The 23,880-nt window shown below is 67.1% G+C and carries 23 protein-coding genes; 13 read left to right on the top strand and 10 right to left on the bottom strand.

Going from position 1 to position 23,880, the window contains the following annotated elements; genetic code table 11:
• Positions 1-5 precede the first annotated feature (5 nt).
• Together YM304_RS02680 and YM304_RS02685 are read left to right on the top strand one after the other, a co-directional pair.
• Positions 6-1,085, top strand: coding sequence for a homogentisate 1,2-dioxygenase (locus tag YM304_RS02680; protein ID WP_015440088.1), 1,080 nt, complete (start codon positions 6-8; stop codon positions 1,083-1,085).
• Positions 1,082-2,221: an alpha/beta hydrolase gene (locus tag YM304_RS02685; protein ID WP_015440089.1), complete on the top strand. Its 1,140-nt coding sequence runs from the start codon at positions 1,082-1,084 to the stop codon at positions 2,219-2,221. The genes YM304_RS02680 and YM304_RS02685 overlap by 4 nt, the downstream gene beginning before the upstream one ends.
• Positions 2,222-2,227: 6 nt before the next feature.
• Here YM304_RS02685 and YM304_RS02690 read toward each other — a convergent pair whose 3' ends face one another.
• Both YM304_RS02690 and YM304_RS02695 read right to left on the bottom strand, forming a co-directional pair.
• Entirely contained in the window at positions 2,228-4,675 is a 2,448-nt protein-coding gene (locus YM304_RS02690) for a hypothetical protein (protein WP_154723280.1), read from the bottom strand.
• Between the two features lie 153 nt (positions 4,676-4,828).
• Positions 4,829-5,725, bottom strand: coding sequence for an AraC family transcriptional regulator (locus YM304_RS02695; protein ID WP_015440091.1), 897 nt, complete (start codon positions 5,723-5,725; stop codon positions 4,829-4,831).
• A 166-nt stretch (positions 5,726-5,891) separates the two neighbouring features.
• Here YM304_RS02695 and YM304_RS02700 point away from each other — a divergent pair, with 166 nt between their 5' ends.
• The gene (locus tag YM304_RS02700) at positions 5,892-6,839 is read left to right on the top strand and encodes an SDR family oxidoreductase (RefSeq protein WP_015440092.1); all 948 of its coding nucleotides are present in this window, start codon (positions 5,892-5,894) and stop codon (positions 6,837-6,839) included.
• Between the two features lie 273 nt (positions 6,840-7,112).
• On the top strand, positions 7,113-7,994 hold the full coding sequence (locus YM304_RS02705; RefSeq protein ID WP_015440093.1) for a hypothetical protein: 882 nt from the start codon (positions 7,113-7,115) through the stop codon (positions 7,992-7,994).
• A gap of 42 nt (positions 7,995-8,036) precedes the next feature.
• On the opposite strand, the gene YM304_RS21815 is transcribed toward YM304_RS02705, so the two are convergent.
• Positions 8,037-8,678: a TetR/AcrR family transcriptional regulator gene (locus tag YM304_RS21815; protein ID WP_015440094.1), complete on the bottom strand. Its 642-nt coding sequence runs from the start codon at positions 8,676-8,678 to the stop codon at positions 8,037-8,039.
• A 97-nt stretch (positions 8,679-8,775) separates the two neighbouring features.
• Entirely contained in the window at positions 8,776-9,240 is a 465-nt protein-coding gene (locus YM304_RS02715; RefSeq protein WP_015440095.1) for a MarR family winged helix-turn-helix transcriptional regulator, read from the bottom strand.
• 103 nt (positions 9,241-9,343) lie between these two features.
• Between YM304_RS02715 and YM304_RS02720 the strand changes: the two genes are divergently transcribed.
• Both YM304_RS02720 and YM304_RS02725 read left to right on the top strand, forming a co-directional pair.
• The gene (locus YM304_RS02720) at positions 9,344-10,333 is read left to right on the top strand and encodes a pirin family protein (RefSeq protein WP_015440096.1); all 990 of its coding nucleotides are present in this window, start codon (positions 9,344-9,346) and stop codon (positions 10,331-10,333) included.
• 74 nt (positions 10,334-10,407) lie between these two features.
• Positions 10,408-10,785: a DoxX family protein gene (locus tag YM304_RS02725; RefSeq protein WP_015440097.1), complete on the top strand. Its 378-nt coding sequence runs from the start codon at positions 10,408-10,410 to the stop codon at positions 10,783-10,785.
• A gap of 65 nt (positions 10,786-10,850) precedes the next feature.
• Here YM304_RS02725 and YM304_RS02730 read toward each other — a convergent pair whose 3' ends face one another.
• Positions 10,851-11,567, bottom strand: coding sequence for an ABC transporter permease subunit (locus YM304_RS02730; protein ID WP_015440098.1), 717 nt, complete (start codon positions 11,565-11,567; stop codon positions 10,851-10,853).
• Positions 11,564-12,565 (bottom strand): ABC transporter ATP-binding protein, encoded by a 1,002-nt coding sequence (locus YM304_RS21820; protein WP_015440099.1) that lies wholly within the window; start codon positions 12,563-12,565, stop codon positions 11,564-11,566. The genes YM304_RS02730 and YM304_RS21820 overlap by 4 nt, the downstream gene beginning before the upstream one ends.
• A 141-nt stretch (positions 12,566-12,706) precedes the next feature.
• Here YM304_RS21820 and YM304_RS02740 point away from each other — a divergent pair, with 141 nt between their 5' ends.
• The 4 genes from YM304_RS02740 to YM304_RS02755 all read left to right on the top strand — a co-directional run bounded on the left by YM304_RS02740 (position 12,707) and on the right by YM304_RS02755 (position 16,607).
• Complete coding sequence (locus YM304_RS02740; protein WP_070105310.1) at positions 12,707-13,843, top strand: sensor histidine kinase; 1,137 nt, start codon at positions 12,707-12,709, stop codon at positions 13,841-13,843.
• Positions 13,840-14,484 (top strand): response regulator transcription factor, encoded by a 645-nt coding sequence (locus tag YM304_RS02745; RefSeq protein WP_015440101.1) that lies wholly within the window; start codon positions 13,840-13,842, stop codon positions 14,482-14,484. The genes YM304_RS02740 and YM304_RS02745 overlap by 4 nt, the downstream gene beginning before the upstream one ends.
• 126 nt (positions 14,485-14,610) lie before the next feature.
• Complete coding sequence (locus YM304_RS21825) at positions 14,611-16,353, top strand: serine hydrolase domain-containing protein (protein WP_015440102.1); 1,743 nt, start codon at positions 14,611-14,613, stop codon at positions 16,351-16,353.
• Positions 16,353-16,607 (top strand): hypothetical protein, encoded by a 255-nt coding sequence (locus tag YM304_RS02755; protein WP_015440103.1) that lies wholly within the window; start codon positions 16,353-16,355, stop codon positions 16,605-16,607. The genes YM304_RS21825 and YM304_RS02755 overlap by 1 nt, the downstream gene beginning before the upstream one ends.
• A 50-nt stretch (positions 16,608-16,657) precedes the next feature.
• Here the strand turns inward: YM304_RS02755 and YM304_RS24505 are convergent, their stop codons facing one another.
• The 4 genes from YM304_RS24505 to YM304_RS02770 all read right to left on the bottom strand — a co-directional run bounded on the left by YM304_RS24505 (position 16,658) and on the right by YM304_RS02770 (position 20,903).
• Complete coding sequence (locus YM304_RS24505) at positions 16,658-16,819, bottom strand: hypothetical protein (RefSeq protein WP_154723281.1); 162 nt, start codon at positions 16,817-16,819, stop codon at positions 16,658-16,660.
• A gap of 227 nt (positions 16,820-17,046) precedes the next feature.
• Positions 17,047-19,251, bottom strand: a complete 2,205-nt coding sequence (gene katG / locus YM304_RS02760) for a catalase/peroxidase HPI (RefSeq protein WP_015440105.1) — start codon at positions 19,249-19,251, stop codon at positions 17,047-17,049.
• 90 nt (positions 19,252-19,341) lie between these two features.
• A complete protein-coding gene (locus YM304_RS02765; RefSeq protein ID WP_015440106.1) occupies positions 19,342-19,770 on the bottom strand; it encodes a Fur family transcriptional regulator in 429 nt (142 codons plus the stop codon).
• Positions 19,771-19,907: 137 nt separating this feature from the next.
• Positions 19,908-20,903, bottom strand: coding sequence for an AraC family transcriptional regulator ligand-binding domain-containing protein (locus YM304_RS02770; protein ID WP_015440107.1), 996 nt, complete (start codon positions 20,901-20,903; stop codon positions 19,908-19,910).
• A 127-nt stretch (positions 20,904-21,030) separates the two neighbouring features.
• Between YM304_RS02770 and YM304_RS02775 the strand changes: the two genes are divergently transcribed.
• The 3 genes from YM304_RS02775 (at position 21,031) to YM304_RS21830 (ending at position 23,629) form a co-directional block, all read left to right on the top strand.
• Positions 21,031-21,768, top strand: a complete 738-nt coding sequence (locus YM304_RS02775) for a DUF4386 domain-containing protein (protein ID WP_015440108.1) — start codon at positions 21,031-21,033, stop codon at positions 21,766-21,768.
• A 158-nt stretch (positions 21,769-21,926) separates the two neighbouring features.
• Complete coding sequence (locus YM304_RS02780) at positions 21,927-22,913, top strand: NAD(P)-dependent alcohol dehydrogenase (RefSeq protein WP_015440109.1); 987 nt, start codon at positions 21,927-21,929, stop codon at positions 22,911-22,913.
• A 68-nt stretch (positions 22,914-22,981) separates the two neighbouring features.
• Positions 22,982-23,629, top strand: coding sequence for a dimethylsulfonioproprionate lyase family protein (locus YM304_RS21830; RefSeq protein ID WP_015440110.1), 648 nt, complete (start codon positions 22,982-22,984; stop codon positions 23,627-23,629).
• The last annotated feature ends 251 nt before the right edge of the window (positions 23,630-23,880 follow it).

Here is a 23,880-nt window from a genome sequence, read left to right on the forward strand (position 1 = left end):
GAAACATGAAGAACTCCTGGATCCACATGCATCGCGGCACGGTCGCTCGCCAAGCCCGCGTCGACGTGCAAGACCTCAACGAAGAACACGTCAGTCGGCAGGGCTTCTTCGGGCCGGTCGCGATGCTCTACCACCGGCAGCGGCCGGCTGACCCGGTTCGTGTCGAGGGGCCACTCGCAGTTCGCATGTCGGCGGTCGCCGACCTCACTCGACCCGACGAAGACACCACCGGCGGTCTTCCTTCCCCGCTGTTCACCAACGACACGATCTCGGTCTCGCTCAGCGTTCGCTCGACGCCGTGGCCGTTCTTGCTGCGCAACGTCGACGCCGACACGCTGCTGTTCGTCCATGAAGGCGAGGGTGTCATCGCCACTGAATTCGGGCCGCTCGCCTACGAGCCCGACGACTTCATCCTCCTGCCGAAGGGCACGACTCATCGGCTGATGCCCGACACCGAAACGACGATGCTCGTCGTCGAATCGACCAACCCGATCTCGTTCACGGAGCACCAGCAGGTCGGGCGCCACTCACCCATCGACTTCGGCGTCATCGGTATCCCAGAGGTCGAAGAATACGACTGGCCCGATCAGGACGAATGGGAGGTGCGTCTCAAGAGCGGAACCGACGTCACGTCGGCCTTCTACGCCGAGCTGCCATTCGACGTCATCGGATGGAAGGGCGACTACTTCCCGCTCAAGATCAACGCTCGCGACGTCCGCCCGATCACCAGCGAACGGCTGCACCTCGCGCCGTCGTCGTGGGCATTGTTCGAGTCTGCGGGCGCGATGATCATTCCCTTCCTGCCGATGAAGGTCGTCGACGACCCCGCAGCCGAAGAGTTGCCGTCGCGGCATCGCAACCTCGACACCGACGAGCTCGTCTTGATCCAGCGGTTGGGTGGCAAGCCGGTCAACCTGCTCGGGCACTTCCCGCAAGCGGTCACCCATGGTCCCACCGAACGAGCCGCGTACGACGCGATCCGAGAAGCCGGAATGCAGCGGCTGACCAACGGCCTCAGCATCGACACCTATCAACGACTCCGCCCGACCGATGCGTTCCTCGACCCGACGGAGCGGAGCGAATGACGCGGCCGGTGCGAGCCATCGAGATGCGGTCGTTCCTCCTGCGGGCGGAGACGGGCCTGCCCTGGGAGGTCTATCCGCCGGCGGTCAACAACAACCCGACCGTGCGCGTCGATCTGTACGAGCCCGACGACGGAATCCCAGGGCACAAGACGGCTGCGGTCATGGCCCACCCGACCGTGCCCGTCGCCGGGTTCTACATGTTCGAACCGTTGAAAGCTCTGGGATTGCCGTGCCTTGCGGTGGCCACTCGCTTTCTCGGCAACGACTCCACGCTCAACATGGAGCGCTGCGCACAAGACCTCGGAACCGCGATTCGATTCCTGACGGAGCGCGGCTACGAGCACATCGTGCTGCTGGGTTTTTCTGGCGGTGGCTCGCTGGCGACCTTCTACCAAGCACAAGCCGAGAACCTGACGGCCACTCACATGCCTGACGGTCGTCCGAGCGGTCTGCTCCCCGAGCACCTACCGCCCGCCGACAAGATCGTTCTCTTCGGACAACACCTCGGACGATCACAGACGCTGCAGAACGTCCTCGACGCGTCGGTGCTCGACGAACACGACCTCGACAAGGTCGACCTGTCCCTCGACGTGTTCGACCCAGCACACGGACCGCCGTTCTCCGACGAGTTCCTCGCTCGGATCCGTGAGGGCCAAGCAGCCCGAATGCAACGAATCACCGAGTGGGTGCGCCAACGGCTCGCCGAACTCGAAGCTGTGTACGGTCCCGGCGCGGACGAGGCCTTCGTCGTGCACCGCACCAACGCCGACCCGTTCATGTTCGCCGACACGTCCGACTTCAAAGGCGACCGGGAAGCCATCAAGGCGATGAACCTCGCCGCCAACGGCCTCGGGCGGTTCACCAGCCTGCGATCGTGGTTGAGTCAGTGGGCGACGGGCGTCAGCAACGCCGATGGCCCGAGCGATCTGGCACGCACGACGATCCCGGTGCTCAGCATCGTCCAGACAGGCGACCACCGAGCCCACCCCGACTACCTCCGGCAGTGGGAGGAAGCGATGGGGGAGCGCTTCACCGGGCACCACGAGTTCGACGCCACGCACTACATGGACCCCAAGGCCCAGGCCGGCATGGTGGCCGAGCTCGCGCAGCTCATCCACGACTTCGCGATGCGCTAGCTGGCCTCAGGCGTCGACGGTGTAGCCGACCACGTCGACGGCGAGGTCGGTGCCCGACGTCGAGTACAGGCACACATCGCCCGACGCGCTCAGCTTCACGACCACCGCATTCGACACGATCGAGCCCGCAGTGAAGTTCACGTTCGACGCCTCCGGACGATCCTCGTCGCACGGGTAGGCCGTGATGAAACCGCCCGTGTCGGGGCGGATCGCGGCCACGTTCAACACCGCACCCGTCGCATCTTCACTCACCCCACCGCGACCGGCCACCCGCAGCGACGTGCGTGACATCGCCCCGACCGGCGACGTCGTCGCACTCTGGCCGTCCACCGTGTCGAGACCCGCCCGAGTCTCCAACAGTCGAGCCGGAACGATCGACAAGAGGCCGCCGCCGGCCGGCACGAACGCAGCGACATCGACCACCAGATCGGTCGCCGCACTCGAGAACACACAGATCGTCCCGGCCGCGCTGACCTTCGCCACGACGAGGTTGTTCACGATGGAACCGGCCGCCGCATTCAGACTCGATGCGCTGGGCTGATCCTGGTCACACGGGTAGACGGTCAAGAACGCTCCGGTCGACGGCTTGATCGCCGTGGCGTTCACGACCACCGCGTCGGCGTCGGATGTCACGCCGCCCCGACCCGTCACCTTCAGCGTCGTCGTCGAGTTCGCCCCGACGCGTCCGAGCCGTTGCGACACGCCGTCGATCGTTTCACCCGTCGGTCGACTGTCGAGCAGACGAGCCGGCACCAACGGTGACACCGAGCCGCCGTCGGGCACGAAACCGTTGACGTCGACGATCAGATGCGCCGACGCCGATGTGTACAGACACACGGTCCCCGCCGCGCTCAGCGTGGCGAACGCGGCAGCCGACGCCGCCCCGCTGGAGGTGTAGTTGAGATTGGACGCCGTCGGCTGATCGGCGTCACACGGGTACACGGTGATGAAACCGACCCCGCTGGCCTGTGCGGCGGACACGTTGAGGTTGACGGCCTCGGCGTCGGCGGGCACCCCGCCGCGTCCCGCGACCTGGAGCACCTTGACCTGACCGCCGGGGACAGGACCATCACCGAGGGCCTCGCCGTCGACGGTCGACACGCCACTGCCGGATCGGGTCTCGAGGAGGCGAGCCGGCGGCAACGTCAAGATGCCGGGCGCCACCACCGAGAAGCCGACCGCGACCGTGTCGGCTCCCTTCGCACCGACCGCGACACCGGTGCCGTCGGCGCCGATCGCGACCGACGGCGTCTCGTAGATCTGGCCGGAGAACGGCGCCGTCTGATGAATCTCGGAGCCATCCGCTCGGACATGGAAGATGTCACCGCGGTTGGTCGAGAACACGAACGTGCCGTCACCGACGGCGTCGACGCTCTGCATGACGCCGGAGTCGCTGCGCGTGCCGGTGCGGAGGCTGGCCCCGTTGCGGTCCAACAGGTTGGTCCAGATCGTGCCGGCGAAGCGCGTGGTCGACGCGACGAACCAGTTGCCCGTCGCCGGATCGCCGACCGGAATGGCTCGCATGACGGGGCCCGAGTAGATCGGGTCGACGGGATCGACGTCGACGGTCAGGATCGACCCGACCGGGGTGAGCGCGGACGTGAGGATCTGGGCCTCGAATCGGCGGCCGTCCCGGTTGGCACCTGCGCGCAACTCGGTGAACGACCGGGTCACCATGATCTGGTTCGTCACGGGATTGTGGCCGAGCGCCGGAATCGGTGTGCCCTCCTCGGAGTTGGTCAACACGTCGACACGCGTGCCGCGGCCCAGCGACCCACTCAGCGCCTGGACCGTGGTGGTCACCTCGTTCTCCAGCCCGTCACACGTACCTCGCACGGGGTTGCCGTAGAAGATCTTCGTGTAGGCGAGCACGTACCCACCGGTGTTCGGATCGGCGACAACGTCGGGATAGCGCGGATAGCACGCGCCGGCCAGCCCCGTCTGCGCCGTGCCGAGCGGCGGGTTGAGCGGAACCTCGCCGCCCACGAGCGCCCCCATGTCCGACACCAACCGTCCGAGCACGACCGCGAAACGCCGATCCTCGATGTCGTCGGCGCCGCTCGCATCTCGCCCGAACACGACGAGGTACTGGTTCGTGGCCGCGTTGTAGGCCACCTTGGGAGGCATGAACGACTGCTGCAACAGGTTGCCGTCGTCGTTGTGTCCCTGAGCAGCGATCTTGATCGGGGCGTCGAGCGGCGAGCCGTCGGCGGCGAGACGCTGTCCGTAGATCTCGCCGGCCACGGTCCCGAAGTCCTCCCACACGGCGAAGTACTCGTTTCGCTCCGGGTTGTGGGCGATCTCGTGGTTCCGGTTCTGGATGTCGCCTGCCACGACCACCTTCGGTGGTTCGGGCTCGACGCGTGCGTCGACGGGCGTCGCCGTGACGGAGGTGAGGACGATCAGCGCACTCGCAGCTGTCGTGATGATCGAGGCAAAGCGGGATGTTCGCACGGGGAAAATGTACGACGCCACGATCGCCGGCTCCAGCCGCTCGCTAACAGATCGGTAACAGCTCGCCGTCCGCGATCGAACAGATCGTCATCGACGTCGCGACGCTCCGTCTCACCCCTCCGGACGACCGATCGGGCGACCGCCGACCGCGCCTCAGATCAGGCCGGCGGGGAGTGGTTGCTTGGTCTGGCTCCACTGTTTGGGGGACTGGCCGTACATGCGCTTGAACTCTCGGCTGAACTGCGACGAACTCGCGTAGCCGACGTGGGTGGCGGCTTCGTTGACGGTCATGCCGCTTGCCATGCGCATGGCTGCGTTGTTGAGCCGGATGCCCTTCACGAACTGGATCGGCGACATCGTGGTGGCTTGCTTGAACTTGCGGTGGAACACGGCGCGGCTCATGCCGACGTGCGCGGCCATGTCGTCGATGGTGATCGATTCGTCGAGGTGCGTTGACACGTGCTCGATCACCCGGGCGATCTCGTTGCCCACACCGAACGCACGCCGAGCGGTCGCACCGGCCTCGCCCTTGAGGACGGCGTAGTACACCTCGCGGAGCCGACTGGCGCCGAGCACCGCGGTGTCGGTCGGGTCGTCGCCGAGCTGGATCAGCCGCAGCAGCGCGTCGGTGAACGCGTCGTCCCAGTGAGCGAGCGCGAAGCCCTGCGGAATCGGGCCGCCTCTCGGTTCGCGGATGGCCCCGGCCGCGTTCTCCATCTCGATCGCGAGCTCGGTCATCACCTTCGGGTCGAGCGTGATCTGCACACCGAGGAGCGGGTCGTCGGGCGAGGCCATCGGCGTGCCTGCCTCCACTGGGAGCGAGATGGCGCAGCACAGGTAGCGACTGCTGTCGTAGACGTGCGACTCCCCGTCGATGATCGCTTCCTTCTTGCCGCTCACGATCGCCACGAGGGTGGGCTCGTAGACCGCAGGTGTGCAGCGCACGGCCTCGGTCACGCGGAACAACTGCACGCCCGGCACGCCGGTGTCGACGAGTCCGTCGCCGGTGACACGGTCGTCGATCAGCTGCTGGATCTCCTGCCTGCTCACGCCACCGAAGGTAACGCTCCGATCTCCGTGCTGCAAGCAGGACGATACGAATAGGCATATTTTGAAGACCATTCGGTCTAGCACGACATATCGGTGAGAGTTATCGTCGAATCACGACATCACGGCCGGCCCATCGCCGTCACCGCACCAACGAAGGACAACACCAATGGCAGACACCACATTCGGACCTCGAGGCTGGACCCCCGAACGCCTCGGCTCCCAGCACGGCAAGACGTTCCTCATCACCGGCGGCAACGCCGGCGCCGGATTCGAAGCAACCCGCATCCTCCTCGGCAAGGGCGCGAAGGTCGTCATGCTGAACCGCAGCACCGAACGATCCGAAGCCGCTGTCGCGAAGCTGCACGAAGAGTTCGGCGCCGACGCCGACGTGTCGTTCGTGCGGATGGACCTCGCCTCGCTCGACAGCGTTCGCACCGCCGCCGCCGAGATTCTCGACACCGTCCCGCGCATCGACGCCCTCATCTGCAACGCCGCGATCGCGCAGGTGCCCGAGCAGAAGCTCACCGTCGACGGCCACGAGAGCATGCTCGGCACCAACCACTACGGCCACTTCCTCCTGGCCGGGCTGCTGTTCCAGCGCATCGAGGAATCGGTCGGCCGCATCGTGGTCGTCGCCAGCCTCGGCTACAAGATGGGGATCCGCACGATCCAGTTCGACGACATGAACTGGGACGCCAACTACCACCAGAACAAGACCTACTCGCAGAGCAAGCTCGCGCAGATGATGTTCGCCTACGAACTGCAAGACCGGCTCGCCGCAGCCAACTCGGGCGTCGAGGTCTACGTCTGCCACCCCGGCTCGTCGCGCACCTCGCTCATCACCACCAGCGGCAACCTGATGACCCGCGTCATGTTCAAGCTCATGTCGCTGTCGCCGATGGTTCAATCCGCCGAGAAGGGCGCCTACCCCGAGGTGATGTGCGCGACCGAAGGCGGCCTCGAGCAGCGCGCCCTCTACGGCCCGACCGGCCGGAACGAATGGGTCGGCCCGGTCGGCAAGGGCACCCTCGAACCCTTCGCCTACGACAAGGCGACCACCCAACGGCTCTGGGAACTCTCGGAGCGCGAGACCGGCTTCGCCTGGAACCTCTGACCTGCCGAACGCCCCGACCGGGCCGGCAGCGCATCGCGCCCCGACTATTACTTGCCGATCGTCAATAAATACGCTCACTTCTCGGTATGGTTGACGTATCAGCTAATCGGAAATCGGTTCCGATTTCGGAGAAGGGAGTCGACCATGTCGGCGAACACCGTTGTAGACACGTCGGACCCGTCAACGGGTCCCCAACCCCACACCGCCGACTCGGCACCTCGTCCCGAGGCCCGCACCATATGGTCGTCGCGAACCGCCGACGGCGTCGGCACTTTGGCGCGGCGAGCAGCCCGTCGAGTCGTTCCGCTGCTCCGCGACTTCCGCATGGTGGTGGGCGCAGCATTCCTCGTGCTGCTGCTCGGAGCGTGTGGCGACGACGGTCCGGAGCCGACCGTCGCGGCGGTCACCATCTCGATGGCAGACTTCACGATCGACGTGCCCGACGTGGTGCCGTCCGGGCTCGTGGAAGTGCGCGGCCTCAACGAGGGTGAGCTCACGCACCAAGCCGTGTTCGCTCGATTGTCAGAGGGGCAGACCGCTGCCGAGTACGTCGAGGCGTACCTCGGCGATGTGGCCGGAACCCTGGAGGAGTCCGACCTCCGAGGCGGCGTGCAACTCGTGCGGCCAGCGGAGGAGCAGACCGTGACGGTCGACCTCGAGCCGGGCCACTACGTCGTGCTGTGCTCGTTGCCGGGGCCGGAAGCCGGCGAGAACCACCTCAGTAACGGCATGTGGGAAGAGTTCACCGTCGAAGGCACCACGAGCGACGCCCCGAACCGAGTCGACCTGGTCAAATCCGACGGGCGGATCGAGTTGATCGACTGGGCGTTCGACCTGCCCGACACGCTCGCAGCGGGCGGCGTCTACACCGTCGTCAACTCCGGAACCCAGGTTCATGAGATCGGCATGGCCGAACTCGCCGACGGAGCGACCAGCGACGACGTCGTCGCCTTCCTCACCGGTCAGGCCGAGGCCGACGCGCCGCCACCGATCGACGACCTGAGCGGTGTCGGATTCCTCAGCCCCGGAGAGTCCCAGACCCTGCCGATCGACGTGGCATCCGGCAGCTACGTCTTCGTGTGCTACATCCCCGACCCCAACGACGGAATCCCCCACTTCCTGAAAGGCATGATCAGCGTCGTCGACGTCGAGTGAGCCCCGTCGCTGATCACGCGTCGACGGCCTCGGCACCCGAGTTCAGCGTTGGAGCAGTCCCTCCACGAGGATCTCCGTCGCCACGTCGATGTGTTCGGCCGGATCGAATGCGCCGTCGAACTCGTCGAATCGGTCGCTCAAGCCGATGAGGGTGTACGGCGCCACGGCGCCGTGTGCGAGCAGCAGGAACAGCGTCCGCATCGTGACCGGGCGGACGCGTCCCGCGGCGCGGAGGGCGACCAGATGCTCCTCGATCGATGTGAGCGCCGGACGGATGTACGTCTCGAAGATGTAGTCGAGATGTTCGCTGTCGTGGATTCCTTCGAGGTTCATCAGGCGCAACAGGATCGGATGGTCGACGGTTATGCTCATGAAACGGTGGAGTCGTCGCCGAAGCTGCACGAGGTGATCGTCGCTCGGTTCATCGTCGGCCGCTTCCGCCGCGTTCAGCTGCGACGCGAGCGAACCGAACCCGTGATCGACCGCCCGATACCAGAGCTGATCCTTGGTGCCGAATCGTTGCTCGATCGAGTTGCGACTCAGTCCGAGTTGGCTGTTGAGCGCCCGAACCGAGGTTCCCTCGAAGCCGAGTTCGGCGAACGACTTCAGGGCGGTGTCGAGGACCTGCTCCTCGGTGGCGCGGGCAGGGCGCCCCGGGCCGCGCTGGCCGTCGCTGCTGGTCATCGTTGCAATCATCCCACGGTGACGTCTCCGTCGTGAGTTGCAGAAACGTCGAGCGGGGCCGAGTGCTGTCGCGGTGCCGCGGAGACGGACGGAGTGGTCAGTCGGCCATCTCGTCGAGATTGGCCAGCAGCCGCTCGCAGATGGCAGTGAGGGTCGCTGCATCGTCGTCGCTGAGGTGGTCGAAGAACACCTGCCTGGTGGCGGCCACGTGGCCGGGCGCCGCTGCGGCGATGGAGGCCTGTCCGGCGTCGGTGATTCGGACCATCGACGCGCGGGCATCGTCGACGCAGTCCTCTCGTGTCACCAGGCCTCGCTTCTCCATGCGTCGCACCTGATGCGACAGGCGATCGCGTTCCCACGCGATCCCTTCGCGGAGCTCACGCGACTGCAGTACTCCGTCGGGTGATTCCGAGAGCGGTACGAGGATGGCGTAGTCGGCAGCCGACAAGCCGCTGTCGCTCGTCAGCTGTTTGTTGAGCGCGGTCGACATCTCGCTGTTCAGACGTAGCCAGCTGCGCCACAGCCGTTCCTCGCTCGGGTCGAGCCATTGCGTCTCACTCATGTGCCGACCCTAGCGGGGTTGCTGATGCGTCAACCTTCACCTATTGTTGATGCATCAACAACAAGGGGCTGCGATGTCCCGCCACCTGAGAAGGGAGTCGGCGATGCCGGCGATCACCGTTGAAGACACACTCGTGCTTCCAAGAGTCCCTCGACCTGACATCGGCGTCTCGCTGCCTCGCCCCGTCACTCGAATCGTGAAGGCGGGCCGCGCGGTCGAAGGGGCCGGCTTCACGATCCGGCGTCCGTTCCCCGGCATCGTTCCGCTCGTCGACGTCGACCCGTTCCTGCTGCTCGACCACGTCGGACCAGCGGTTGCCGCTCCACGTGAGGCGAAAGGTGCACCGTGGCATCCGCACCGCGGGTTCGAGACGGTGACCTACGTGCTCGACGGCGGCGTCGCCCATCAGGATTCGATGGGCGGCGGTGGCGTCATCGGCGACGGCGAAACACAGTGGATGACGGCGGGGAGCGGGATCCAGCACGACGAACGCCCGTCCGACGATCACTTCCGACTCGGCGGCCCCAGCCACGCCGTGCAGTTGTGGGTCAACCTCCCACCCGAGCTCAAGATGACGCCGCCCCGCTACCAGGCCATCGGTCGTGACGCCGTCGTCCTCCTCACCTCGCACGACGGTGGCGCGCTGATCCGCCTGATCGCCGGCGACCTCGCCGGCTTCGAAGGACCCGGCGCCACCCACACTCCGATCACCTACGCTCACGTGACCCTGGCCGCCGGCGCCCGGCTCGAAGTCCCGTGGGACCGGCGATCCAACGCGCTCGTCTACACGCTCACCGGAAGCGGGTCGGTCGGCGATGACGCACAGCCCGTCGACGACGGGTACCTCGCGATGTTCGGTGACGGCGACCACGTCGTCGTCAGTGCGTCCGACACCGAGCCGCTCGACGTGCTGCTCATCGGAGGACAGCCGATCAAGGCGCCGATCGTGCACCACGGACCGTTCGTGATGAACACGACCGAGGAGATCCGACAAGCCATCGAGGACTACCGCACCGGTCGCTTGGGGCGGATTCCCGCAGTCCAGTTGTCGCCGAACGCTCCACCCCGACCCGGCAGTGGCGACGACACCTGACCCACGACACCCAGTCCCACGACACCCAGTCCCACGAAACTCAGCACCACGAAACTCAGCAAGGAACCCAACTCATGAACATCGCACTCTGGATCATCGCCGCCATCCTCGCCCTCGCCTTCATCGCCGCCGGCGGAATGAAGCTCGCGAAGAGCCGATCCGACCTCGCTGGCTCCGGCATGGAGTGGGTCGACGGCTTCTCCGAGGGGCAGATCAAGGCAGTCGGAGCGGTCGAGCTGGCCGGCGGACTCGGGGTCGTCCTCCCCGCGCTCGTCGACATCGCTCCGGTCCTCGTCCCCATCGCCGCGGCCGGTCTTGCGTTGACCATGGTCGGCGCAGCGTTCTTTCACATCCGCCGCAACGACCCTCCGGCCAGCCTGGCGCCGAGCATCGTGCTCGGCATCCTCGCCGTGGTCCTGGCCGTCGGCCGCTTCGGTCCGGAAGCGTTCTGATCTCCCGCGAGTGACGCGGCGCACGGCCACGCCTGCGCGCCTGGCGACGATCGGCCCGGCGAGACTCAGATGTCGCTTCGTTGGAACGTGGCGGTCGCCGCCGCGGTGAGCACGCCGATCGAGGCGAGCAGACCAAGCGATGCGGGGACGATCGACACGACGAGTTCTCCCGTGCCGCTGATCCACGACGTCACGTCGTTCGCGAGCGCTGACGGCGTGTACTTGCCGACCGCGGGGATGAGCGTGAGCAGCGGACCGACGATGATCATGACGCCGAGGGCGCCGAGCATCGCGTACGTGTCGCTTCGCAGCAGGATGCTGAGGATGAACGCGATCGACGCAATCACGAGTGCGAAGAACCCGTCGCTCAGCACGCTGCGCAACACGCCGTCCCACACGATCGTCTCGCCGAAGGATGCGGCCGACGCCAGGGATGCGAGCGCACCGACACCGACAGCGATCGACACGCCGGCGATCAGCGCGACGAGTCCGGTGGCGGCCTTGGTGGCGATGAGTCGACCGCGGCGGGCATCGTTGCCGAGCACGCGACGAAGCGTGCCCTGTCGATACTCGTGCCCGATCATCCAGCCGCCGAACACGGTGGCCAGCAGCGGTGTGAGGATTCCGCTCACGCCGATGTAGGCATCCATGAGCCCGGTGGTGTCGTCGGGCGACTTGATGGCGAAGTAGATCGGCGCGATCAGGAGCGAGGCGATCAGGATCGCGAGGAGCACCCATGGTGTGCGGTGGGTGCGGAGCTTGAACAGTTCGGTGCGGATCATGATGCGGCTTTCTGAGTCGGGGTGTCGTGCTGAGCGGGGTCTGGCTGTTGGCGAACGAGGTCGAGAAAGGCGTCTTCGAGCGACACGACCGGCTGATTGATCGACGAGGCGAAGACGTCCGACGAGGCGAGCAGACGGTTGAGGTCGCGTCCGCCGACCTCGGGTGGCGGTTCGATCACGAAGGTCGTGCCGATCCGTTCGACCACCACCAGACCGGCCGCGCTGAGCGCGGCTCCGGCTCGGACCGTTTCGTCGTCGCCGACGGTGACGTGGAAGACGTGCTGTGAACGCCCCGAGAGAATGTCGCTCGTCGTGCCCTGCGCGACCGTCCGGCCGTTGGCGAGGATGACGAGCTGGTCGCAGGCCTGTTGGACCTCGGCGAGTTGATGGGACGACACCAGCACGGTCGTCCCGGACTCCGGGAGCCGTCCCATCAACCTGCGGATCTCGATGATGCCGCTCGGATCGAGACCGTTTCCGGGCTCGTCGAGGATCACGAGTTCGGGGCTGCCGACCAGCGTGATCGCGATGCCGAGCCGTTGACGCATGCCCAGCGAGTAGCCGCGAGGTCGGTCGTCGGCTCGGTCCGCGAGGTCGACGAGGCGGAGCAGTTCGTCGACCTCGTCGTCGTCGACGGAGCCGCTGACCGCGAGGGCCTGGTACTGCAGGTTCTGGCGAGCGGTGAGGCGGTCGTAGATCGGCGGGGCCTCGATCATGGAGCCGACCCGACGGAGGGCGTCACCCCAGCGAGGTTCGCCGATCGTTCGTCCGAGGAGCGAGATGTCGCCACCGGTCGGTCGGACGAGTCCGAGCAGCATCTTCATCGTGGTGGTCTTGCCGGCGCCGTTCGGCCCGATGAGGCCGACCACCTGGTTGCGCGGGATCGAGAACGACAGGTCGTCGACGACGACGTGCTCGCCGTACCGCTTCGACAGGTGGCGGACTTCGCACGGGCTGTCGGTCGAACCGGACGGTCGGGGTTGGGGAGGAGCGTTCATGGGTGCCATCGTGCGCTCGACGTCATGACGACGGGCATGGCCTGTCGGCTGTTCTTCCCTGGCCGAAAGTACGAGTTGCGCGATCGGCGTATCGGCCGCTGGGCGGATGGCCTGTTTCCACCGTCTGGCTACCGTGGCGACGTGCGAGTGCAGCTCTCTGACCGGTTCGACGCGGTGGCCGTCGTCGAGCCGATCCCACCCAGGCGAGTCTGGGACTGGGTGCTCGCGGGGCTGCTGGCACTGGCCGCGATCGGGTTCGTCGTCGTCGACGATTCGCTCCCGCTGTGGGCGCAGACCGTGCCGGCGGCGATCGCCGTCGGGTTCGTCCCGTTCCGCCGACGCATTCCGTTGACGGCCGTCGCAACGGTGAGCATCGCCGCAGCAGCCAGCGTCGCGATCGCACTCCGTGACACGGAGTCACTCGATGTCGGGTCGCCTGCCGGCCTCGCCGACGTGGTGCTGTTCTACGCGCTCTGTCGATGGTCGACGCCGTTGCGCGTCGCTGCCGGTTTCGTCCTGAGCGTCGGGAGCGAGACGATCATCCAGTGGTCGGCGGGCCGCCTGCAGAGCGAGGACTGGATCCTGGTGTTCCCCTGGCTCGTCGTGGCGGGGTTCGCGCTCGCGATGAGATACCGAGCGCGCCTGATCGAAGGCCGACACGAACAGGTGCGTCTGGCCGAGCGCAACTCGCTCGCCCGAGAACTCCACGACACGGTCGCTCACCACGTGTCGGCGATCGCGGTCCAGGCGCAGGCCGGGCAGTACGTGGTCGAGTCCGATCCCGCCGCCGCGGCCAAGGCCCTCGAGTCGATCGCAGCGATCGCCAACGACTCCATCGACGAGATGCGGCGCATGGTCGGCATCTTGCGGAGCGACGACCACGACACCCGCAACGTCGCGCCCGCCACACTCGACGTGCTCGCAGCCCCCGACGGGCGGCCGGCCGTTCACGTGAGCGGCGACACGCGACTCGACGAACTCCCCGCCGGGGTCGGCGCAGCACTCTTCCGCATCGCACAGGAGTCGATCACCAACGCTCGACGCCACAGCCGTGACGTCACCTTCGTCGACGTCGCCGTCGAACGACACGCCGACCGAGTCGACATGACCGTCGACAACGACGGGGCGCCCACCACCCGCCACTCCGGCAGCGGGTACGGCCAGGTCGGCATGCGGGAGCGAGCCGAAGCGCTCGGCGGCTCCTTCGAGTCGTCGGCGCGCTCGTCGCTCGGCTGGCGCACCCGCACGTCGATCCCACTGGCACGGGTCGGCCGATGATCCGCGTGCTGATCGCCGACGACCAAGACCTGGTGCGCGCCGGCTTCCGCATGATCCTCGATGCCACCGACGGCATCGACGTGGTGGGCGAAGCCGACAACGGTCGTGATGCCGTCACGAAGGCGCAGCACCTGCGCCCCGACGTCTGCCTGTTCGACATCCGGATGCCCGAACTCGACGGCCTCGCAGCCACCGCCCTGATCGCCGGCCCCGATGTGGCCGAGCCGTTGAACGTGGTCGTCATCACGACGTTCGATCTCGACGAGTACGTCTACGGCGCGCTCCAAGCGGGAGCGATCGGGTTCCTGCTCAAGAACGCGGCCCCCGAGTTGCTCGTGGCCGCGGTCCGCGCCGCCGCGAACGGAGACTCGCTGATCTCGCCCGAAATCACGACGCGACTGCTGGACCATGTGGTCGCACCGAACGCACCGTCGTCGCTGAGTGAGTCTCCGCTCACCGATCGCGAAACCGAAGTGGTCGCCGCCGTGGCGCGGGGCTTGTCGAACGCCGAGGTGGCGACCGAACTGCACGTGTCGGTCAGCACTGTCAAGGCCCACATCGCGGCAGCGATGTCGAAGCTCGACGCCCGAAACCGAGTCGAACTCGTGATCTGGGCGTACGAGCACGGCCTCTCCGGCTGACCTTGCCCCGCCGTTCGCAGGTGACCTCGCAGCGAGGCCGCGTGTTGGCCTTTCGGACAGGCGTACGAACCGATTCGTGGCCGACCGGCCGATGTGCGAATCAGCGTGCCTCCGCACGATGAGGTCATGAAACAACACACCCCCAACGCTGCCCGCCACGACTCGAACCCGCGACTGCGACTCCTCTCGGTGCCGGTGCTGCTCAGCTTCGCGCTGGCCGCCGGCGCCTGCTCGAGCAACGGCATCACCGCACCGGAAACGACCACGACCGCCGCACCCACCAGCACGCCCATCACCGGCGCTCCACCCGCCAGCACGCCCACCTCGACCGCGCCCGACACGGTCGTCGACAACACGGCGTCGACCGACACATCACTCGCGCCCGAGCGCACGACTCCGCCCATCAGCACCCAAACCGACCAGCCCGATGCCGACAGCCAGAGCGATACCGACGGCGAACGCGCCCACGCCGACATCGTCGCCGACTTCTTCGCCGAGCTCGACGCGGAGAACTTCACTGGGACAGTGATGGCGACGACGCCCGACGGCGTGTACAGCGCCGGCTTCGGTGCGGCAGACCGCTCGGCGGGAGTCGACAACGACGTCGACACCGTCTACGACATCGGGTCGCTCACCAAGCAGTTCACCGCTGCGGCCATCGTGCGTCTGGAGATGGACGGCCTGCTCTCGGTCGACGACAACATCGGCCAGTACGTCGACGGGCTCACCCCCGAACAGAGTGAGATCACCCTCCACCAACTGCTCACCCACACCTCGGGTGTTCCACATGGGTTGGGGCCCGACGACGAGGTCATCGGTCTTGCCGACTACATCGAGCGCGTCGCGAACTCCGAGTTCCCGGCGTCACCCGTCGGTGAGTACGCGTACTCGAACGTGGGGTACAGCCTGCTCGGCGCTGTTGTCGAGGCCGTCACCGGCGGTTCCTACGAGGCGTACCTGCGTGACGCGCTGTTCCTGCCGGCCGGCATGTTGCACACGGGCTACGTACTCGCCGACTGGACGGACGCAACCATCGCCGTCGGGTACGTCGGCGACGAGGTCTTCGGGCGTCCGAACGAGCAGCCGTGGGCTGTCGATGGTCCGGGATGGAACCTGCGCGCGAACGGCGGCCTGCTCTCGACCATGCCCGATCTACATCGATGGGACGCGGCGTTGCGCGGCGACGAGATCCTCGACGCAGATGCCAAGGCGAAGCTGTTCGCGCCGCACGTCGAAGTCGCCGGGGGCGACGGGGCACATTCCGGATACGGATGGAACGTCGTTCCGTTCGACGACGGCACGACGCTGATCACCCACGTTGGTGGCAACGGTGTCTTCTTCGCCGACTTCTATCGCTTCGTCGACCACGGCATCACGATCTCGATCGCGTCGAACGTGGCCGATCCGTTGGCATTCGACGTCGGCGGCGGCCTGGCCAGCATGCTCCTGCCCGAACTGTTCGCGGATGGTGTCTGCGAGCTCGATCCGACACCTGTCGACGCAGCGGCCGGGTTCGACCTCGTCGCCGACTTCCCCGACACCCCGGCTGGGCGTGCGATGGACAACTGGATCCAGCTCGTGCTCTCCGACAGCTCGAGCGACGCCGACGACCGGTCGATGCTCGTCGACTACGTGAAGCAGTCGATCGGCGACGGCTTCATCGACGAGCTGGGTTCCGAGACGGTGGCCGACATGATCACGTCACTCCAGGACACCCTCGACGGCTTCGACCTCGACCGCATCCATCAGGAAGACGACACGACGTTCCACGTCGTCGTCGCCGACCCGGACGGCAACGACGCCGTGATCTCGACCCGTCTCGACGCCACTTCCCACCCGCGCGTCGACTGCATCGGCGTCTTCGTCTGATGGCCGCACTGCCGGGGTCACGCGACTCGACCGCCGACCACGACCGTTTGCCCGATCGGCCGACCGGCTGGGTGCTCGGCGCCGCGGTGGGCGTCGGCAGCAGTCTCAGCGCCACGGTCGGCTCGGTCACCGGCGACTGGTCACGGGCATCGGTCGTCCTCGCCGCCTGCATCTCGCTCGGCGCGATCGCCGCGCTGCGGATCGGTCGTGGCTCGAGACGCACGAGGTCGCAGTCCCGTGCCACCTCGGAATGATCGACGGCAGGTGCATGCCGTGAGTCGGAGTGCTCAGGTCATTGGAGTGCTCAGGTCAGTGGTGTGGGACCGGGCTCCGGAACGTCCGGATCCGGGTCGGGCACCGGTGGGATGACCGGCTCGTGGCCGGGGTCGGGATCGGGGATCGTCGGCGTGTGCGTCGGATCGGGGTCGGGGATGATCGGATCGGGATTCGATGGCACATCGGACATGCGCGGAACGTACCCAACTCTCGCCGCCGTATTCCTCGGCAGGCTGGTCACCCACCTGGAACGTGACCGGAATGCAGCGGGGCCGTACCGGTCCAGCGTTCGAAGGCACGGTGAACGACGGCTGGTCGGAGCAGCACAGGGCGTGACATGCCGCCACGGGAGCTCGGACGCGACGGTGGGGCGCCGCCGAAGCAGCGCCCCACCGGACGTCTCGGAATCGAGTCGGGTCAGTCGAGGTCGAAGCGGTCGTTCTCCATGACCGTGACCCAGCCGTCGATGAAGTGGCGGATCATGTCGCTCTCGCCACCGGCAGCGGCGAACTCCTCGGAGAGTGCACGCAGCTGGCTGTTCGCACCGAACACGAGGTCGACGCGGGTGCCCTTCCACTTCGGCTCGTCGGTCGCACGGTCACGGCCTTCGAAGACGTCGTCGCCCTCGCCGACCGGCGACCACAGGGTGCCCATGTCGAGCAGGTTGACGAAGAAGTCGTTGGTCAGCAGGCCCTTGCGGTCGGTGAATTCGCCGTAGCCGTCGCCACCCACGCTCGCACCGAGCACTCGCAGACCACCGACGAGGGCGGTCATCTGCGGAGCGGTCAGGTTCAGCATGAACGCCTTGTCGATGAGCATGTGCTCGGTCGGAACGTTGCCCTGCTTCTTGACGTAGTTGCGGAAGCCGTCAGCGTTCGGCTCGAGCCACGAGAACGACTCGACATCGGTGCTCTCCTGGCTGGCATCGGTGCGACCCGGGGTGAACGGAACCGACACGTCGTGGCCGGCCGCCTTGGCGGCAGCTTCCACAGCAGCCGAACCACCGAGCACGATGAGGTCGGAGAGCGACACCTTCGCGCCGCCCTTCGCGTTGAAGTCGGCCTGGATCTGCTCGAGCTTCGAGATGACCGGACCGACACCGGACTGCACGTTGATGTCCCAGTCGGTCATCGGCGACAGGCGGATGCGAGCGCCGTTGGCGCCGCCGCGGAAGTCGGTCTTGCGGTAGGTCGACGCAGCGGCCCACGCGGTCGAGATGAGCTGCTCGGTCGAGAGACCCGAGTCGAGCAACGTCGACTTCAGCTCGGCGATCTCGCTGTCGCCGATGAGCGCACCCTCGTGAGCGGGCACGTTGTCTTGCCAGACGTATTCCTCGCCCGGAACCTGCGGTCCGACGTAGCGGATCGCAGGGCCCATGTCGCGGTGCAACAGCTTGAACCAGGCGTTGGCGAATGCCTCGGCGAGCTGATCGGGGTTCTCGTAGTAGCGCTTCGAGATCTCGAGGTAGGCCGGATCGGTGATCATCGCCATGTCGGCGGTCGACATCGTCGGCTTCGTCTCGGGTGCACCCGGGGCGACGGGCGGAACCATGAATCCGTCGCGCACCGACTTGGGCTGCCACTGCTGGGCACCGGCCGGTGAGTGGACGAGTTCCCACTCGTGACCGAAGATCGTCTCGAGGTACGAGTTGTCCCACTGGGTCGGTGTCGGGGTCCAGGCTCCTTCGAGACCGGACGTGATGGTGTACTCGCCGAGCCCGGTTTCGTTGGTGTTCGCCCAGCCGAAGCCCTGCGCTTCGAGGCCGCCACCTTCCGGTTCGGCACCCACGGCGTCGGCCGGGCCGTTGCCGTGCATCTTGCCGAACGTGTGGCCGCCGACGACCAGTGCGACGGTCTCTTCGTCGTTCATGGCCATTCGGCTGAACGTTTCACGGATGTCCTGCGCCGACTTCATCGCGTCGGCGACACCGTTCGGGCCCTCGGGGTTGACGTAGATCAAGCCCATCTGCACGGCGGCGAGCGGGTTGTCGAGGAGACGGTTGCCGTCTTCGAACGAGCCGGTGTAGCGCTCGTCTTTGTCGCCGAGCCATTCGTTTTCGGGGCCCCAGTAGATGTCGTCTTCGGGTGCCCAGATGTCGGCGCGACCGAAGGCGAAGCCAGCGGTCGTGAAGCCCATCGTCTCGAGTGCGCGGTTGCCGGCGAAGACGAAGAGGTCGGCCCACGAGATCTGCTTGCCGTACTTCTGCTTGATCGGCAGGAGCAGGCGTCGGGCCTTGTCGAGGTTGCCGTTGTCGGGCCAGGAGTTGAGCGGGGCGTAGCGCTGGGCGCCGGTGCCGCCGCCGCCGCGGCCGTCACTGACACGGTAGGTGCCGGCGGCGTGCCAGCTCATGCGGATGAAGAAGCCGCCGTAGTGGCCCCAGTCGGCGGGCCACCAGTCTTGTGAGTCGGTCATCAGCGCGTCGACGTCGGCGGTGAGCGCCTCGACGTCGATTCCGGCGAATGCCTTGCGATAGTCGAAGTCGGGTCCGAAGGGGATCGAGTCGGGGTGGTTCTGGTGCAGGATTCGCAGGTTCAGCGAATTGGGCCACCACTTCTCGTTCGACTGGAACTCGGCGGAAGTGAGAGAGCCCCACTCTGCGGCGGGGGAAGCTTGGTCGGTCATCGGTGCTCCTTGGTGGTGTTGCTGGTGCTGGGTGGATGCCGGTCGGTCGACCGGGTGGTGGGGAGAATCTGAGTGGCGCGTGTGTGTCGATCAGGCCTCGGCGGGCAGGGCCTGGCAGTCGGGGCAGATGCCCCAGTAGGTGACCTCGGCCTCGTCGACGATGAAATCGCCGGAGTCGACGGGGATGAGGCAAGGCACCTCGCCGGTGGCGCAGTCGACATCGACGAGGCGGTCGCAGCGGCGGCAGACGAGGTGGTGGTGGTTGTCGCCCACACGGTCTTCGAACCGAGCCGACGAACCCGCCGGCTGAATTCGGCGGATGAGGTCGCGTTCGGTGAGCAGGGTCAGCGTGTCGTACACCGACTGCCGAGAGATCGAACCGATCTCGAGTCGGACGTCGTCAGCGAGCTCTTGAGCGGTGGCGTGCGGGCGGGCTGAAACGGCGCGGAGCACAGCGAGGCGCTGGGCGGTCACGTTCAATCCGTGAGTGCGAAGCATGGCGACGGAGTCGGTGGTCATCGGAATCCATACAAGCACGAACTTTGGACTCTGTCAAGAACTGGATGATCGCCAGTGCGATCGGATCGGGCTCGGTGGGACATCGGACGTGCGCGGAACGGTGTCGACGCTCGCCGCTGTATTCCTCGGCCGGCTGGTCAACTGGAACGTGACCGGAATGCTGCGGGGGTCGTGCCGGTCCAGCGTTTGAAGGCACGCGTGAACGAGGTCTGGTCGGCGAACCCGGTCAGGAAGGCGATGTCGACGATGGAGTGGCGACTCGTGGTCAACAGGGATTCTGCGGCCTCTCGGCGTGCCCGGGTGGCGATCGCCTGGAACGTCTCGCCCTGGTCGGTGAGGTGGCGGTGGAGCGTGCGCTCACTGAGCCCGAGCCGGCGGGCGACTCGCGACTTGCTCGGTTGGCCGTCGGGAAGCGCGTCGGTGATCGCAGCTCGAACGTCGTCGACGATCGAACGGGTCGCCTTGCGCGCCGCGAGGTCATCGAGTCGGGCGAGCAGGTACGACGACAGTCCGTCATCGGCGAGCAGCGTTCGGCGCGCCAGGAGCGCATGGGGGAGGTGAATGCTGTTCGTCGGCGCGTCGAAGCGGACGCGACACCCGAAGTACTCGCGGTGATGACGGTCGTCGTCGGGCCCAGCGTGCTGCAGCTCGACGAGCGACGGCGCGATCGGGTCGCCGATGATGCTGCGCAGCATCGAGACGACGGCTGAGAGGGCGCACTCGTTCGCGATCGCCGCGCCGCGACGATGATGCGGCCGCCCGACGAGTGCGAATGCCCGACCGTCGGCCGAGTCGACGAACTCGTACTCGAGCGTGTCGCTCAGGACGAGCACGTAGCGACGCAGGCGTTCGAGCGCGGACTCGATCGTCGCTGCCGTCTTCAGTGCGAGGCCGAGCGCGCCGAGGTCGTCGGGCCGCAGCGCGCGGCCGTATCGAAACGGGAAGTCCGGATCGTCGTCGGCGATCCGTTCGAGCAGGGCGTAGTACGCGCCCTCGTCGACGGCTTCCCCTGCCCACCCCACGTCGGGCTCTCCCGGCGGCAGGCCGACGCTGGCGAGGAGATCGTCGCGGCCGTGTCGGGAGTCGGCCACGTCGATCATGCGACGCACGACTGGTGTGCCGACCGAGGCCATGACGGTGTTGTAGCAGAACCGCGGCGATGGCCCGATCGGTCAATCGGTCGGCCGCCGAAGCCAAGACCAGGCTCCCCACGCGTCCGTACGGTCGAACACGTCGCCACTCACTCGAAAGGACATCGCCATGCACACCGAAGCCGCCACCGTTCAGCGGCCGTCGAGGCGGGCACGCCGGACCGGAATCGCCTACCTGGGCATCATCGTCACCGGGATCTTCGCCGAGTTCGCCGTGCGGGGTTCGTTGATCGTCGACGACGATCCGATCGCCACCGCGGCGAACATCGCCGGGTCGCCCGGACTGTTCGGCATCGGAATCGGAGCAGACGTCGTCATGATCGCACTCGACGTGGTCGTGGCGTTCGGGCTGTTCGGACTCCTCCGCCACGTCGACCGTCGCTGGGCGATCGCTGCTGCCGTACTGCGCTTGATCCAGGGCGCAGTGCTCGTCGCCAACCTGAACTTCTTGTGGCGAGCGCTCTTCTCCGCGCTCGACGCCGAAGGCAGCGATGGGTCGATCGCGATCGGTCCGGCGCAGGACGCGCTCGACGCGGTCGAACGTCACGCGCTCGGGTACGACGTCGGACTGATCGCGTTCGCGTTCAGCTGCCTGGTGCTGGCCCGACTGCTGGCGGTCGGCGGGCTCGTGCCGCGGGTGCTGGCGTGGGGCATGGCCGCCACCGGTGGCGTCTACCTCATCGGTTCGGCGGCGGCGGTGTTCGCACCCGATGCGAGTTCGGTCATCGAACCGTTCTACGTCATCCCCCTCGTCGTCGAGTGCGCCCTTGCGGTCCGTCTCGTCACCCGCGGCCTCGATCACCCGACCGACGCCATCACCCACCGACCCGTTCGGGTCGCAGCCTGAAAGGACAACGGCGCCCCATGAAGACCACGACACACACCGCCACTCCCACTACCACGCCCGCCACCACGCCCACCCCGTCACACACCACCACGCCCACCACGTCACACACGACCACGCCCACCCCGACCGGCGCCACGAGCCGGGTTCGGTCTGCCCGGATGACGGCGATCGTGCAACAGCGCTACGGCGATGCCGACGCCCTCGAACTCCGGGAGCTTCCGCGTCCCGAGCTCGGCGAGCACGACGTGCTCGTCCGCGTCGACGCCGCAGGTGTCGACCGGGGCGTCTGGCATCTCATGACCGGACGGCCGTATCTCACCCGCCTCGCGTTCGGACTTCGTCGTCCGCGGAACCCCGTGCCTGGACTCGACGTGGCCGGGGTCGTCGACACCGTCGGTGCAAAGGTGACGCGATTCGCGGAGGGCGACCTCGTGTTCGGCCACGGGCACGGCACGTTCGCCGAGTACGCACGAGCATCAGAAGACTGCCTCGCGGCAGTTCCCGCCAACCTCGACATGACCGCAGCCGGGGTGCTGGCCGTCACCGGCACCACGGCACTTCAGGCGGTCGAAGACCACGGCGGAGTTCGACCAGGCGATCAGGTCTTGGTGCTCGGAGCGTCCGGTGGCGTCGGCACCTACGCCGTCCAGATCGCCGTGGCGCTGGATGGCATCGTCACCGGCGTCGCGAGCGCAGGCAAGCTCGAACTCGTCCGCCGGCTGGGTGCTCACCGCGTCATCGACTACCGAACGGCCGATCCGCTCGCCGAGCCGAGTCGCTACGACGTCATCATCGACACCGGCGGGAATCGATCGATTCGCGACCTGCGGCGCGCGCTGACGCCTTCGGGCACGCTCGTGATCGTCGGCGGAGAGAACGGCGGCCGCTGGGTCGGCGGGGCCGATCGTCAGATCAGAGCGAAGGTCGCGTCGCTGTTCAGCCGCCGACGTCTCACCACGTTCGTCGCCCGGGAGGACTCGTCGCATCTCGAACGGCTGGCCGATCTCGTCGAGACCGGAGACGTCGTTCCCGTCGTCGACCGAGTCTTCCCCCTCGCCGCAGCGGCCGACGCCATCGTTCGCCTGGAGCAGGGCGCAGCGAGCGGCAAGATCGCGATCACCGTTGCGCCCGCCGAGCGTGGGTGACGGCGGAGCGACACGTCGCTCAAGTATCTCGAGCGGCGGTCCCGCCCCGATGGTTCTGCGCGGCGTCGATGAAACAGGAGCTCGGGTATGGTCGACGGATCGCTGCGCACCTCGACCAGTTGCTCGACGTCGTCCGTGCAGCGGGGCGCGTGTTCGAGGCTGCGCCGGCCCGGCCGCCAGCGAGCGAGGCACCCGTTCGTCGGGTGCTGGAGGCGGTGGAAGCGAATCGACTCGAGCCGTCCCACCGAGCCGACGAGGCCGCGCAGGTGCCAGCGTGTCGGAACCTCGACGTTGCGATCGCCTCGGCGCGGCTGGGCGGCGGTGAGGTCGCGGCGCTCGCACACGCGATCGACGACGTCGCGGCGAGCCTTGCGTGGCGGACCCGCGGCGACGCCGAACAGTTCGGCCCGGAGTTCGTCGCCGGGCACGCCGACGCGCGGATCCTGCGCTCGGTCGAGGGAGACCGAGACATCATCGTCGGGTTGAGCCTGCTGGCCCCACGGGTGCGCTACCCCGACCATGCGCACCCGCCCGAGGAGGTGTACGCGGTGCTCGGCTCGGGCGAGTGGTGGCACGAGGGCGGTACTTGGCACGAGCCGGGCCCCGGCGGGGTCGTCCATACACCGCCCGGCGCCGTGCACGCGATGCGGTCGTCCGCTCAGCCGCTTCTCGCTGTCTGGTTCCAGGTCGACGCGTCGCTGAGCCATCGTCGCTAGTCGATTTTCCGTCCCGAGTTGAGGCGGCGATTCGAGATTTCTTTCATGCGGTGGCGAGGGGGCCGGATGAGCGCTACATGCCCGCGTCGCCGCAGCTCAGCGTGTCGGACGAGCAAGTCGCCGTGCCCCCAGCTGGGCCCTCCTGTACTGCGACGCGGCACGTGACACAGAAAACAACACTTGTGCCAAGTGCCACGTTTTGCTACGTTCTCGTCGGGCGCCGAACAACGGCGTTCAGGGGAACAACAAGG

The sequence above is a fragment of the Ilumatobacter coccineus YM16-304 genome, assembly GCF_000348785.1.
GTDB classification, from domain to species: Bacteria; Actinomycetota; Acidimicrobiia; order Acidimicrobiales; family Ilumatobacteraceae; genus Ilumatobacter_A; species Ilumatobacter_A coccineus.